The 14,017-nt window shown below is 67.8% G+C and carries 12 protein-coding genes and 1 tRNA gene; 6 read left to right on the top strand and 7 right to left on the bottom strand.

What is annotated here, in order from left to right:
- Positions 1-727: 727 nt before the first annotated feature.
- Genes ACP7A3_RS10275 through ACP7A3_RS10265 form a run of 3 tightly spaced genes read right to left on the bottom strand, consistent with a single transcriptional unit; the run spans position 728 to position 3,746 of the window.
- A complete protein-coding gene (locus ACP7A3_RS10275; protein ID WP_426255507.1) occupies positions 728-1,126 on the bottom strand; it encodes an acyl-CoA thioesterase in 399 nt (132 codons plus the stop codon).
- Entirely contained in the window at positions 1,123-1,689 is a 567-nt protein-coding gene (locus ACP7A3_RS10270; protein ID WP_043060919.1) for a DedA family protein, read from the bottom strand. The genes ACP7A3_RS10275 and ACP7A3_RS10270 overlap by 4 nt, the downstream gene beginning before the upstream one ends.
- Positions 1,686-3,746: a S9 family peptidase gene (locus ACP7A3_RS10265; protein ID WP_426255661.1), complete on the bottom strand. Its 2,061-nt coding sequence runs from the start codon at positions 3,744-3,746 to the stop codon at positions 1,686-1,688. The genes ACP7A3_RS10270 and ACP7A3_RS10265 overlap by 4 nt, the downstream gene beginning before the upstream one ends.
- Positions 3,747-3,932: 186 nt before the next feature.
- Between ACP7A3_RS10265 and ACP7A3_RS10260 the strand changes: the two genes are divergently transcribed.
- Both ACP7A3_RS10260 and ACP7A3_RS10255 read left to right on the top strand, forming a co-directional pair.
- Positions 3,933-4,862, top strand: a complete 930-nt coding sequence (locus ACP7A3_RS10260; RefSeq protein ID WP_426255506.1) for a DUF808 domain-containing protein — start codon at positions 3,933-3,935, stop codon at positions 4,860-4,862.
- 152 nt (positions 4,863-5,014) lie between these two features.
- Positions 5,015-6,817 (top strand): aminopeptidase P family protein, encoded by a 1,803-nt coding sequence (locus tag ACP7A3_RS10255; RefSeq protein ID WP_426255505.1) that lies wholly within the window; start codon positions 5,015-5,017, stop codon positions 6,815-6,817.
- Here ACP7A3_RS10255 and ACP7A3_RS10250 read toward each other — a convergent pair.
- Positions 6,814-6,969, bottom strand: a complete 156-nt coding sequence (locus tag ACP7A3_RS10250) for a hypothetical protein (protein ID WP_244057170.1) — start codon at positions 6,967-6,969, stop codon at positions 6,814-6,816. The two genes, ACP7A3_RS10255 and ACP7A3_RS10250, sit on opposite strands and share 4 nt — an antisense overlap.
- 106 nt (positions 6,970-7,075) lie before the next feature.
- Between ACP7A3_RS10250 and ACP7A3_RS10245 the strand changes: the two genes are divergently transcribed.
- Positions 7,076-7,150 (top strand) — tRNA-Thr (locus tag ACP7A3_RS10245).
- Positions 7,151-7,376: 226 nt separating this feature from the next.
- Here ACP7A3_RS10245 and ACP7A3_RS10240 read toward each other — a convergent pair.
- Positions 7,377-7,937 carry a hypothetical protein gene (locus ACP7A3_RS10240; protein WP_426255504.1) on the bottom strand — a complete coding sequence of 187 codons (561 nt, stop codon included), beginning with the start codon at positions 7,935-7,937 and terminating at the stop codon, positions 7,377-7,379.
- Between the two features lie 327 nt (positions 7,938-8,264).
- Between ACP7A3_RS10240 and ACP7A3_RS10235 the strand changes: the two genes are divergently transcribed.
- Complete coding sequence (locus ACP7A3_RS10235; RefSeq protein WP_426255503.1) at positions 8,265-9,536, top strand: dicarboxylate/amino acid:cation symporter; 1,272 nt, start codon at positions 8,265-8,267, stop codon at positions 9,534-9,536.
- A 184-nt stretch (positions 9,537-9,720) separates the two neighbouring features.
- Here the strand turns inward: ACP7A3_RS10235 and ACP7A3_RS10230 are convergent, their stop codons facing one another.
- A complete protein-coding gene (locus ACP7A3_RS10230) occupies positions 9,721-11,502 on the bottom strand; it encodes an AcrB/AcrD/AcrF family protein (protein WP_426255502.1) in 1,782 nt (593 codons plus the stop codon).
- Positions 11,503-11,561: 59 nt separating this feature from the next.
- On the opposite strand from ACP7A3_RS10230, the gene ACP7A3_RS10225 reads away from it, so the two are divergent.
- Positions 11,562-11,993, top strand: a complete 432-nt coding sequence (locus ACP7A3_RS10225; RefSeq protein ID WP_043060904.1) for a GtrA family protein — start codon at positions 11,562-11,564, stop codon at positions 11,991-11,993.
- A 3-nt stretch (positions 11,994-11,996) separates the two neighbouring features.
- On the top strand, positions 11,997-12,725 hold the full coding sequence (locus tag ACP7A3_RS10220) for a class I SAM-dependent methyltransferase (protein ID WP_063686912.1): 729 nt from the start codon (positions 11,997-11,999) through the stop codon (positions 12,723-12,725).
- A gap of 179 nt (positions 12,726-12,904) precedes the next feature.
- On the opposite strand, the gene ACP7A3_RS10215 is transcribed toward ACP7A3_RS10220, so the two are convergent.
- Positions 12,905-13,924, bottom strand: a complete 1,020-nt coding sequence (locus ACP7A3_RS10215; protein WP_426255501.1) for a glycosyltransferase family 2 protein — start codon at positions 13,922-13,924, stop codon at positions 12,905-12,907.
- Positions 13,925-14,017: the final 93 nt, after the last annotated feature.

Raw genomic sequence — 14,017 nt, 5'->3', positions numbered from 1 at the left:
ACCACCGCCTGCGGCGGCGGTCCCCCTCCCCCGCTGAAGCGAGGGAGGAATTACGGTAGAAACGGCGCCGCCACCTCCGGCTGGACGCGCCTCAGTCGCCCGCAGCCCCCGCTGAGGCGACGCGCCAAGGCACGCCAGGCACACCCCGTCACCCCGGACTTGGTCCGGGGTCCACTCCGCGGCGAGGGGAATGGCTGGAGGCTCTGGCCACCCCCTGGCGGCCCGGTGGACCCCAGCCTGCGCTGGGGTGACGTAAGTTTGTGGAGGGCGGATCACTTGGCCAGAAACGGCGCCGCCACCTCGGGTCGCACGCGCATCAGGCGGCCGGTTACGCGTTCCAGCGCTGCGGAATAGTGGGTGATGCAAGTCCTCCCCCGCCAGGGGGAGGTGGCCGCCGCAGGCGGTCGGAGGGGGAGGATACGGCGAACGGACCGTATGCGGAAACGCCCCCTCCACCACCGCCTGCGGCGGCGGTCCCCCTCCCCCGCTGAAGCGAGGGAGGACTTACGGTAGAAACGGCGCCGCCACCTCGGGTCGCACGCGCATCAGGCGGCCGCAGCCGACGCTGAGGCGGCGCGCCAAGGCACGCCAGACACACCCCGTCACCCCGGACTCGTTCCGGGGTTCACTCCGCGGCGAGGGGGACGGCTGGAGGCTCTGACCACCCCCAAGGCGGCCCGGTGGACCCCAGCCTGCGCTGGGGTGACGTAAGTTTGTGGAGGGCGGATCAGTTGGCCAGGAACGGCGCTGCCACGTCCGGCCGGACGCGCATCAGGCGGCCGGTGGCGCGTTCCAGCAGGGCCCAGGTCGTGACTGCCTCCACCTTCACCTTGCCGTCGGCGCCGGTGAAGCGGACATGGCGGTCGAAGCGGGCGCCCTTGGGCGGTTCGGGGACCCAGGTTTCGCCGGTCACCGTCTCGCCTGCGACGACATTGCCGCGATAGTCGATTTCGTGGCGGGTCACGACCCAGACCATCGTCTCGCGATGCTCCGCCGGAGCCACCGCATCCCAGTGGGCGACGGCGATGTCCTGGATCCAGCGCACCCATACGGCATTGTTGACGTGGCCGAGTTCGTCGATGTCCTCCGCCGCGGCGGTGATCGTCCTCGTGAAGCGCGCGCTCATGCCCGTCGGCTCCGCCACCAGCGGAAGGCCGCAAAGGCGCCGCCCAGCAACACCGCCGCGCCCGCGACCCACAGCCATTGCCGCCCGTGCGGGCGATAGCGGCCAAGCAACTCGGCGATCCCCGTGCCGAACACATAGCCGAGGCTGGTGAACAGCGCCCCCCACACGGCCGCGGCGACCGCATTGATCCACAGGAATTGGCGCGTGCGGACATGCGTGGTGCCGATCGCGATCGGACTGACGGTGCGCAGGCCGTACAGGAAGCGAAAGGCGAAGATGAAGCCGACCGGATAGCGTTCCAGCGTCGTCAACGCCTTGGCGAAGGCGGGCTTTTTCTGCGCGCGCTGCACCCAGCGGTGCGAGCGGAAGCGCCGCCCCGCCGCGAAGAACAATTGGTCGGCGACGAACGACCCGCACGCCGCCGCGATCATCGCGCCGGGCAGCGACAGCATGCCTTCATGCGCGAACAGGCCGCCGGCGAGCACCATCGTCTCGCCTTCGATCCCCGCGCCCAAGAAGACGGCGGCCAAGCCGTATTCGGCGATCAGTGTCTCGATGCTCAGCCGCTTATTCCTAACTGCCACAACACGAAGGCATGTTCCTCCGCGGCCTCGCGTAACGATTCGAAGCGGCCGGATTTCCCGCCATGCCCTGCCCCCATGTTGGTTTTCAGCAGCAGCACATTGTCATCGGTCTTGGAGCTTCGCAGCTTGGCCGCCCATTTCGCCGGTTCCCAATAGGTGACGCGCGGATCGTTCAATCCGCCCGAGATGAACATCGGCGGATAATCCTGCGCCGTGACATTGTCGTAGGGGCTGTACGACCGGATCAGGTCGAACGCCGCCTTATCCTCGATCGGATTGCCCCATTCGGGCCATTCGCCCGGCGTCAGCGGCAGATCGGCGTCGAGCATCGTGTTGAGCACGTCGACGAACGGCACGTCGGCGATCACCGCGCCCCACAGATCGGGGTCGGAGTTGACGATCGCGCCCATCAGCTCGCCTCCCGCCGAGCGGCCCGCGGTGGCGATGCGGCCGGCGCTGGTCCACCCCTGCTCGATCAGCCCCTTGGCGACGTCGACGAAGTCGTTGAACGTGTTGGTGCGCTTTTCGAGCTTGCCGTCGTGATACCATTGCTGGCCGAGGTCGTCGCCGCCGCGGATATGCGCGATGGCATAAGCGAAGCCGCGGTCGAGCAGGCTGAGGCGCCCGGTCGAAAAGCCCGGCGGGATCGCATAGCCGTAGGCGCCATAGGCGTAGAGGAACAGCGGCTGCGACCCGTCACGCTGGAAGCCCGCCGGATAGACGATCGATACGGGCACCTGCGTGCCGTCGCGGACCGTGATCTTCAGCCGCTCGGTGCGATAGCCGGCGGCGTCATAGCCGGCCGGAATTTCCTGCACCTTCAGGACGGTAAGGCCGCCGGTGGCGACGTCATAGTCATAGACCGTGCCCGGCGTGACCATCGATTCATAGCCCAGCCGCAGCGTCGCGACGTCATATTCGGGATTGTCCCCCAGGCCCGCGGCATAGCTCGCCTCCGGGAAGGTGATCGGCTGGGGCACGGTCGGCGCATCGTAGCGGTGGATGGCGATCTGATCGAGGCCGTCGCGGCGCCCTTCGACGACGAAGAAGTCCCGATAGCATTCGACCCCGGTCATGTAGAAATGCGGGTCGGCGGGGATCAGCTCGTGCCAGTCGCCGGGCGCGTCGAGGCTGGCGGTACACAGCCGCCACATCGGATCGGTATCGTTGGTGTGGATGAACAGCGTGCCGTCGTGCGCGTCGACGTCATACTCGCGGCCCTCCTGGCGGGGCGCGACCAGAATCGGCGTGGCGAAGGGGTCGTTGGCGGGCAGCAACCGGACTTCGCTGGTGACGTGATCGCCGGTGCCGATGACGATCCACTGCCGATCGCTCGTCTCGGCGACCGCGACGCGATAGCCTTCGTCATCCTCGTGGAACAGCTCGACGTCGTCCGCTACGGGCGTGCCGAGCCGGTGGAAGCGCGCATTGTCGGTGCGCCACTGGTCGTTGGCGACGCCGTACAGGAAGCCCGTATCGTCGGCGGTCCAGACGATCTCGGACAGCATGCCGGGGATGACCTCGGGCAGATGCTCGCCGGTGGAGAGGTCCTTTACGCGCACCTCGAACCGCTCGGCACCGCTGTCGTCGATCGCATAGGCGAGCAGCCGCCCGTTGTTGCTGATCGCGAAGGCGCCGAGGCGGAAATATTCCTTGCCCTCGGCAAGGGCGGGCTCGTCGAGCAGCAGTTCGTCCGGCCCGCCCGCGACGGGCTTGCGCCACCATTTGCGATACTGGCCGCCGGTTTCGAAGGCGGTCCAGTAGAGCCAGTCGCCGTCCTTTTGCGGGACCGAGGATTCGTCCTCCTTGATGCGCGCCTTCATCTCTTCGTACAGCGTGTCGACCAGCGGCTGGTGCGGCGCCATGACGGCTTCGAAATAGGCGTTCTCGGCTTCGAGATAGGCGAGGACGTCGGGGTCGGTGACCTCGGGATAGTTGGGGTCCTTCAGCCAGGCATAGGGGTCGTCGATCGTCACACCGTGCGTGGTGAAACTGTGGGGGCGGCGCTCGGCGACGGGGGGCGTGGGGTCGGTCATCGCCTTGCTGTAGAACAGGATGGCGGGCGATGGGAACGCCATCCTCTCCGTCACCCCGGATCACGTCCGGGGTGACGATGCGGGAGGGCTGGTGGCCCGCTCCAGCAACACGCCAGCAACACGACCGCAGTTGAACCCGTGCGCGCGCGCCGCCATGCACATCGCGGATAACACAGGGGAACACACATGGCCGGCGGACTGGTCGCACTGCTCGACGATATCGCGGCGATGGCGAAGCTTGCCGCCGCCAGCCTGGACGATGTCGCGGGTGCGGCGGGCAAGGCGGGGGCGAAGGCGGCGGGCGTGGTGATCGACGATACCGCGGTGACGCCGACCTATGTCGTCGGCCTCAGCCCCGCGCGCGAGCTGCCGATCATCTGGAAGATCGCCAAGGGCTCCCTGCGCAACAAGCTGCTGTTCCTGCTGCCCGCGGCGCTGATCCTGAGCGCGCTGGCGCCCTGGGCGATCACGCCGATCCTGATGGCGGGCGGCGCCTTCCTGTGTTTCGAGGCGGCAGAGAAGATCATCGGCGCGCTGACCGGCCACGGCCATGGCGACGAGGCCACGGCCGCCACCTCGCCGGAAGAGCTGGAGAACCGGCAGGTGTCGAGCGCGATCCGTACCGACCTGATCCTGTCGGGCGAGATCATGGCGATCGCGCTCGCGGAGCTCGCCGATCAGAGCCTGGTCAATCAGGCGATCGCGCTGGCGCTCGTCGCGGTGGCGATCACCGCGGGCGTCTATGGTCTGGTCGCGCTGATCGTGAAGATGGACGATATCGGCCTACACCTCGCCCGCCGACCGGGATCGGGCAGCCAGGCGCTGGGCCGCGGCCTGGTCGCGGCGATGCCGCGCGTCCTGTCGGCATTGTCGATCATCGGCACTGCGGCGATGGTGTGGGTGGGCGGCGGCATCATCGTCCACGGGATGGAGGCGTTCGGGTTCACCGCCATCCCGCATATCATCCACCATGCAGCAGAGGTCGCCGCGGCGGCGTCCGGCGTGCTGTCCGGCGTCGTCGGCTGGCTGGTCGGGGCGATCGGGTCGGGCATCGTCGGGATCGTCATCGGCGGCGTCATCGCGGGCGTGCTGCACCTGCTGCCCAAACGGCACTGATCCGCGCACCAATGTTGGATCGCCACGAAGGGAAACTGTCCTACACGCTCCTGCCGTGCAAAGCGGGACCGACTCGGCTTGTGGCGCTCCCGGTGCTAGAGCGAAAACACATGCCTGGGCGTGACTTTTGTGACTTTTGACGGACCCCTTTGATGACCCCTCATGCCAACCTCGCCGCCCTCCGCGCAGAGCTCGCCGCCCGCGGCCTCGACGGCTTCGTCGTGCCGCTGACCGACGAGCATATGAGCGAATATGTCGGCGCCTATGCGCAGCGGCTGGGCTGGTTGACCGGCTTCGGCGGATCGGCGGGCAGCGCGGTGGTGCTGGCGGAAAAGGCGGCGATCTTCACCGATGGCCGCTATACGCTGCAGGTGCGCGAACAGGTGTCGGCGGACGACTGGGCCTATGTCCCCGTGCCGCAGGAGAGCATCGCCGGCTGGCTCGCCGCCAATGCCGGCGAGGGGAGCCGCATCGGCTACGATCCGTGGTTGCACACCAGCGCCTGGGCGAAGGAGACCGCCGCCGCGCTCGCCGACCGCGGCGTGACGCTGGTGCCGGTCGACAGCAACCCGATCGACGCCGTGTGGACCGACCGCCCCGCGCCCTCACCCGCCCGGATGAGCGTCCACGCCGATACGCACGCGGGCCAGTCCTCCGCCGCCAAGCGCGCCGCGATCGCCGACTGGCTGGGCGCGCAGCGCGCCGATGCGGTGGTGCTGACCGCGCTCGATTCGATCGCCTGGGCGCTCAACGTGCGCGGCACCGATGTCGCGCACACGCCGGTCGCGCTCTCCTATGCGATCGTCGGCAGCGACGGCACGACCGACCTGTTCGTCGCGCCCGAAAAGGTCGACGATGCGGTGCGCCAGCATCTCGGCAATGCCGTCCGCATTCATGACCGCGACGCCTTCGCGCCCGCGTTGCGCGGCTATGCCGGCCAGCGCGTCGCCGCCGATCCCGAACGCGCCGTCGCCGCGGTGTTCGACGCGCTGACCGCGGGCGGCGCCAAGGTGCTGGCGCTGCGCGACCCCGTCGTGCTCGCCAAGGCGCTGAAGAACCCCGCCGAGATCGCCGGCCATCGCGCCGCCAGCATCCGCGACGGCGCCGCGCTGAGCCGCTTCCTGCGCTGGATCGAGGCGGAGGCGCCCAAGGGCGGCCAGACCGAACTGTCCGCCGCGGCGCAGCTGCTCGCCTTCCGCCAACAGACCGGCTGCCTGCTCGACACGTCGTTCGACACGATCTCGGCCACCGGCGCGCATGGCGCCAGCCCGCATTATCACGTCACCGAAGAGTCGAACGCCCCGATCCTGCCCGGCCAGCTGTTCCTGATCGATTCGGGCGGGCAATATGCGGACGGCACCACCGACGTGACCCGCGTCGTGCCGGTCGGGCCGCCGACCGCTGAGATGCGCGACCGCTTCACCCGCGTGCTGAAGGGCCATATCGCCATCGCCACCGCGGTCTTCCCCGACGGGACCAGCGGCGCGCAGATCGACGCCTTCGCCCGCCGGCCACTGTGGGAGGCGGGGCTCGATTTCTCGCATGGCACCGGCCACGGCATCGGCAGCTATCTGTCGGTGCATGAAGGGCCGCAGCGGATCGCGGCGCCCAATTATCCCGGCGGCGCGAGCCTGGAGCCGCTGCGCGCGGGCATGATGCTGTCGAACGAGCCGGGCTATTACAAGGCCGGCGAATACGGCATCCGGATCGAGAACCTGCTGCTGATCGTCCCCGCCGCCATCCCCGGCGGCGACCGCGAGCGGACGATGCTGCGCTTCGAGACGCTCACCTTCGCGCCGATCGAGCGGACGCTGATCGACCCGGCGCTGCTGACCCGCGACGAGCGCGACTGGCTGGACGCCTATCATGCCGAGGTGGCGGCGCGGATCGGCCCCGAACTCGACATTGCGGAGCGCGCGTGGCTCAACGCCAAATGCGCGCCGATCGGCGGTTAATCGGCCGATCCGTCGGTCGGTGGCGGCGCCGGCGCGGGCGCAGTGCCGCGATCGGTGCCCGCCGCCACCGCGCGCGCCTGCGCCTTGCGCCGATGCAGGTTCGCGCGCAGCTGCGCGGCCAGCCGGGCGGCCCGTTCGTCGCTATTTGCCATGCCCGGACCCTAGCCCCGTCCGGTAACGCTTGACAATCCGCCCCCGGTCGTCTCTAGGCGCCCTTCCCGCGGCGAACGCCGGCGGAAAAACGAGTGAAAAACGAGTGCTGCCGTAGCTCAGTGGTAGAGCGCATCCTTGGTAAGGCTGAGGTCGTGAGTTCAATCCTCACCGGCAGCACCATTTTTTCAATGACTTAGCGGTTAAATCGCTCCTCCCCTCGGGGAGATAATGACCGGACAACGGTGGGATCGAAAGTCGGCTAAACGCTCGCGGCTTTGGAAAGCTCATCGTAGCGGGCGCACGCTACCATCGCGGCGTCGATGCTCCCCAATAAAGCGTGGCGCGTTGCAAGCATGACCCCGCCTAACCTTGAGTGTTATTGCCAACAATTCACAATTGGATAGCGTCATGCCCGAGGTGCCTTAATGTCGCCGACATACAGGTAAGGGCGGATGGCCGCGGTTATGGCGGTCATGAGGTTCACCACTATCCACCCCTTCTCGCTCACCGAGAGCGCCGCCGAACGATCACCTTGCCGGGCCTTAAGGCGCGTATCATCAACCGCAGCTGACGCGGCGATCAATTGGGCCACCAACTCGGAAATGGGGTGATCGAATAGCCACTGCGCGTCTCTTTGGCAGTCGTGCATACGCCAAAGCTGTTCAGGCTCGCCCGGGGGGTCGCCACGCAACAGGCGCTCCAACATCAATCTGGCTTCGGCATCGCGCTTACCAACAGCATCTGCGAGTTGATCAAGCCACGCCACCCGACGTTGCATCAGATCAAGGAACAACTTCCTCTCGGCGACACGCACTTGCTCGCGGGATGACATGCGAGAATACATCACCCCCAAGGCGGCAATGAGGGCCGGCCCCCACGCCGCCACTGGTAACTTAAACCAAGCGGTGGAGCCAACGATGGCGATGACCGCACCGGACAGTAGCAATTCCGGCAGCCAGCCTTTCATTCGGGCGGGTATGCTGGACGATTCGCTTTTCACCATGGGCCAATATAGCCATCTCCCCCAAGACAATGCCACGAGGGCTTTAGTCGTGAACAGCGCAACCTGATCCTCGGTCTGACGTGTTAAAATCTTTGGCAATCCTATCTCCCTAGGATCTTACCGCTGCGGCGGGGCAAAGCGCCCTTGAGATACCCACCAGATCGCGGTTGCTCCGCGATCGATCGGAGGCACCTAAACACGCAACCATGGGTTTCATGCCCCCGCGCTTTTCTTGCCTCCCCTTCCGCCGCGACGGGCCTACATCGGTGCGATGACACAGGAATTCGGCGCATGACCCGCCCATCGTTCGGCGTACAGGTCTTCATCGGCATGGCCCTTGGCCTCGTGCTGGGCTTCGTTGCCCGCAGCTATGACCTCACCGGCCTGGCCGACGCGTTGCGGATCGTCGGCGAAATGTTCGTCCAGCTGTTGAAGGCGCTGGTGGTGCCTTTGGTGTTCACCGCGATCGTCGCGTCGATCGCGGCGCTGCGCGACCTCAACAATGCGGCGAAGCTGGTGGCGAGCACGTTCATCTGGTTCGGCATCACCGCCCTGATCGCGGTATCGATCGGGCTGACGCTGGGCATTGTGCTGCAACCAGGCGCGCATGCCGGGGTGAGCGCCGCCGCCGCGGTACGGCCGGATACGGCGGGGTCGTGGCTCGATTTCCTGCGCGGGCTGGTGCCGGCGAACATCCTGGGGCTGGAGGCATCGACGGCGCTGAAGGACGGCGGCGCGAGCACGAAGCTGTCGTTCAACGTGCTGCAGCTGATCGTCGTCGCGATCGCGATCGGCGTCGCCGCGGTGCGGACGGGCGAGGCGGGGGCGCCGTTCCTGGCGTTCAATGCGTCGGCGCTCGCGATCTTCCGGCGCATCCTGCGCTGGGTGGTGCGGCTGACCCCGGTCGGGACGGGCGCGCTGCTGGGCAGTGCGATCGTCCGCTACGGCTGGCAGTCGCTGTCGGCGCTCGGCACGTTCGCCATCGCGGTCTATGTCGGCCTCGCGCTGGTGCTGTTCGTCGTCTACCCTCTGCTGCTGCTGGCGAACGGGATGAGCCCGCGGCGGTTCTTCGCCGCCGCCTGGCCGGCGATCCAGCTGGGCTTCGTCTCGCGCTCGTCGATCGCGACGCTGCCCGTCACCGAGCAGGTGGTGGAGCAAGGGCTGGGCGTACCGCGCGGCTATGCCGCCTTTGCCGTGCCGTTCGCGGCGACGACGAAGATGGATGGATGTGCCGCCATCTATCCCGCGATCGCGGCGCTGTTCGTCGCGCAATATTACGGCATCCCGCTGCACGGGACCGATTATCTGCTGATCGTCGCGGTTTCGGTGCTGGGATCGGCGGCGACCGCGGGACTGACCGGCGCGCTCGTGATGCTGACGCTGACGCTATCGACGCTGGGCCTGCCGCTGGAGGGCGCGGGGCTGCTGCTGGCGATCGATCCCATCCTCGACATGGGGCGCACCGCGGTGAACGTCGCGGGCCAGGCGCTGGTGCCGGCGATCGTCGCCAAGCGCCAGCGGCTGAGCGAGGACCTGCCGGCGGGGGAGGCGCTCGCCGCCTAGGGGCGCGCGATTCGGGGCAGCGCCTTCATTCCTCCCCCGCCAGGGGGAGGCGGTGACGGAGGGGGCGGATAGGAGACGCTGCGTAACAGGAGCGTTACACTGACCTCCCCCTCCGTCATGCCTGCGGCATGCCACCTCCCCCTGGCGGGGGAGGAATGAATGCGCTGCCCAAAACGCCGGTCGGTCAGTCGACCTTGAACAGCCGCAGCGGCGACCCCTTGGGCAGCGGCAGCGGCGTCAGCCACGTCGGCGTCTGGCCGTGGGCGAGCTGGTCGTAGAAGCCGCCCGGATCACGCGCGCGGTAATTGGTCGATTCCGAATGGTTGGGGCAGACGAGCAGCATCGTCGCGCCGTGGCGGCGGATGATGGCATGTGCCTGATCCGCTGTCCCGCCGAACGCATGCTGCACGTCGAGGATCGCATCGCCGTTGCGGTGGTACGGCCCGGCGATGGCATCGTGGTGCGTCACGGTGATGAGCCGCGGCCCCAGATCGACGAAGGTGAAGATCGTCTGCGCCGGATAGTGATCGAGCGCCTTCAGCACCGTGTAGCGGACGCAATTGCCCGTCGCGCCGTTGACCCGCTTGGTATAGGCGTTCGGGCGCGCGACCGGCAGGTATTTGATGATCAGCCCGGCGAACATCCCACTGACCAACAGGAACGCCGCCACCGTGCCGCCGACGCGGACGGGCAGCGAGCGATGGTTGAGCAGCCACGGCAGGATGATCCAGCCGAGCAAGGTGGCGCCCGGCACCGCGAGCATCTGCGCCGCCGGCCCGGCCCGCACCTGCCACAGCAGCATCAGCGTCGCGAAGACGACGAAGAGCGCCACCGCGGTCCAGCCGATCAGCGCCGGCGTCCGCCGCGCGCGCCACGTCCCCCACAGCACGCCCAGCATGCCGACGATCGGCAGCGCCGCGATCGGGAAGGCGAGGCGGAAGGGGTGTTTGTAGATCGGCTTGGCTTCGCGGACGTTGTTCAGCCAGTTCTTCTCCAGCTCAGGCGATACGCCTTCGGGCCGGCCGAGGCATTGCGGGAAGAAATGGACGAAGCCCGCGACGATCACGCCGCCCGCGACCACCGCCATCGCGATACGCAGGGCCCGCGATTCTGGGTTCGCCCATGCCATCAGGAGCAGCAGCGCGCCCGCCGCGACGCAGACGCTGAGCCACACGGGAGTCAGCGCGTCGCAGCGCATCGCGTAATTGGCATTGGAGGCGAAGGCGGCAAAGCCCAGCGCCGCACCACCGCCGAGGCTGACCGCATAGGCAGCGAGTCGCCGCGCCTCAGCCCGGTCCCACACCCAGCGCAGCGCCAGGATCGCGCCGGCCATCGCGCAATAGGGCAGCATTTCCAGCCCGATCGACAGGCTGACCGCGCTGGCGAGGCCGACCATCAGGCCCCCGCGGCGATCACGCTGGTCGCACAGGCCGGCGACGGTCAGGCTGAGCATCGCGAGCTGCCAGCCGTGATGATCGATGCGTTCGGGCAGGAACATCAGCATTGTGGCGGCGGTGCCGAGCAGGAAAACGATCGCCAGCGGCCATGCCAAAGGATGGATCAGCCGCCGCACGGTGGCGCCGACGCCCAGCATCGTGATCGACAGCGGGATCAGCGGCGCGATGCCGCAGGCCAGCCGCTCCGCCCAGTAATTGCTGGTGAACAGGCGGAAAAACAGGATGAGGCCGGCGATCGGCAGATCGACGATGCGGCTCCAGTGAATATTGAAGCCGACGGGCGGATTGAGGCGATAGTTGGTGAGATCGTACCAGCCTTGGCCCGCCAGCCACGCGCGGACCTGCATCAGCCGCATATTGTCGTCGGTGTCGCCAAGCGACAGCCAGCGCACCATGTTCCAGTCGTTCCAGACGTACCAGGCCGCGACCGCCACCCAGGCGAGCAGCGTCAGCGCGATCCAGCGCCTGTCGAGCGTATCGGCCAGCCGACCGCGGGGGGGATTATACAAACTGGCGACCCTCGAATTGACCGTTTCGTTCCCGGCGCATTGCCTTTAGGGGCTGGCCGATGACGAGGGAAGCGCCTGCCCTGCTCCACATCCTGCAAGCCGACGACATGCGCGGCCAGATCCTGCGCTTTGGGATCACCGGAGGGCTGTCGACGCTGATCTATTCGGCGGTCTACCTGCCGCTGACTTTGTGGGTCTTCGCGCGCGAGCATGCCGTCTATGCCGTGCCGCCCGCCTTTGCGGTGGCGGTGATATTCGGCTACGTCATGCACAGCCGCTGGAGCTTCAAGGGACAGGGCGCCGAACGGCGCGGCCCCCGCCAGCAGCTGCAGTTCGTCGCGGTACAGGGCACCGGCATGGCCCTGAACGCGCTGGTGACGTGGATCGGCACGGCCGTGCTGGGGCTTCCCGGCTGGGCGCCGCTGCTGCCTGCGGTGGCATTGGCCACCATCGTCACCTTCATCCTCAATCGCTGGCTGGTGTTCGCTTAAATCATGGACCGCATCGTCTACGACCGCATGGCGGCGCATGATTCCACCCATTGGTGGTATCGCGCGCGTCGCGACATCCTGAGCGACTATCTGGAGCGCTACGGCAACGTACCCAAGGGCGCGCGCATCCTGGAGATCGGCTGCGGCACCGGGCACAATCTGCCGATGCTCGGCCAGTTCGGCGAGGTCGACGCGATCGAGATCGATCCCGCCGCGCGATCGATCGCGAGCGAGCGACTCGGCAAGCCGGTGGGCGATGCCCCCCTGCCCGACCTGCCCGGCGTGGCGAAGGGATCGTACGATCTGGTCGCGGTGCTCGACGTCGTCGAGCATATCGAGGACGATGTCGCCGCGCTGAAGGGCATGGCGAGCCTGTTGAAGCCGGGCGGCAAGATCCTGATCGCGGTGCCGGCGCACCAGTGGATGTGGAGCGCGCACGACGTGGTGAACCACCACCACCGCCGCTATTCCAAGGCCAGCCTGGTCAAGGCGATCGAGGCGGCGGGGCTGAAGAGCCGGAAGCTCACCTATTTCAATTCGCTGCTGTTCCCGCTTGCGGCTGCGGCCCGGATCGCGGGCCGTTTGACCGGCCGCGACGACAGCGACGATTCGCCGCCCGCCAAGCCGCTGAACGCGCTGTTCGAGGCGATCTTCCGGCTGGAGCGCCATGCGGTCGGCCGCGTGCCGCTGACGCCGGGCGTGTCGATCGTGACGCTGGCGGAGCCGCGGTAGGTCGGCGGAGAACCGTCGCGGCGAAACCATGGGGCACCGTGTCCTCCCCCTCCGTCACGCCTTCGGCGCGCCACCTCCCCCTGGCGGGGGAGGCATTACGGGACACGTCCTCCCCCGCCAGGGGGAGGTGGCAGCGCGTCAGCGCTGACGGAGGGGGCGGATACGGCGCAACCGCCTTTTCACTCCGCCGCCTTGCGCTCCTCGGCGACCTCGAACTCCGGCGAGGGCTCGGCGGCGTTGAAGCCGAGCGTCGAATGGCCTTTCACCGGGCCGGCGATGTCGGCGACGAGGTACAGCGGCCGCCGCTTCGATTCGATGTAGAGCCGGCCGAGATATTCGCCGATCATCCCCAGCACGAACATCTGCACCGCGCTCAGGACGGTTACGACGAGCATCGTCGACGTCCAGCCCTGCACCGGCGAGCCTTCGAAGAAGCCCCACAGGATGTAGACGAGCAACAGCAGCGATGCCGCCGCCAGGATCACCGAGGCATGGCTGGCGAAGCGCAGCGGCGCGGTGGAGAAGCCGGTCACCGCGTCGAAGGCGAGGCGCACCATCTTGCCGAGCGGATAGTTGGTCTCGCCGGCGTGGCGCTCGGCGCGATCATAGGGAAACGGCACCTGCCGGAAGCCGACCCAGGCAACCATGCCGCGGATGAAGCGCGCCTGTTCGGGCAGCGACAGCAGCGCATCGAGCGCGCGGCGGCTCATCAGGCGGAAGTCGCCGGTGTCCAAAGGGATCGGCGTATCGGTGACGCGATCGAGCACGCGGTAGAAGGCGGCGGCGGTGGCTTTCTTGAAGATCGTCTCGCCGTCGCGCTTGCGGCGCACCGCGTAGACGACGTCCGCCTTCTGCGCCGCCATCGTCGCGCGCATGTCAGCGAGCAATTCGGGCGGGTCCTGCAGATCGGCGTCGATGATGAGGATCTGCTCGCCCGAACACAGGTCGAGCCCCGCGGTCAGCGCGAGCTGATGGCCGTGGTTGCGCGACAGGTTGATCGCGACGACGCGCGGGTCGGCGGCGGACAGGCGCTGCATCACCGGCCAGCTGTCGTCGCGGCTGCCGTCGTTGATCAGGACGATCTCGTGATCGTCGCCCACCGCCGCCCGTGCCGCGGCCGAGACGCGCGCGTGCAGCAGCTCGAGGCACGCGGCCTCATTGTAGCAGGGAATGACGACGGACAGCGCGGGACGGTACATAACGCTCCGTCTGTAACGGGTCCGGCCCCCGTCATCCATACGTATCGTATGGATGAAAACCGTCACTTACCGTCACCCCGGGGCTAGACCCGG

The sequence above is a fragment of the Sphingomonas sp. DC5200-1 genome (genome assembly GCF_049897245.1).
In the GTDB taxonomy this organism is placed as follows: Bacteria; Pseudomonadota; Alphaproteobacteria; order Sphingomonadales; family Sphingomonadaceae; genus Sphingomonas; species Sphingomonas aquatilis.
This window is presented reverse-complemented; position numbering and strand designations above follow the sequence as displayed.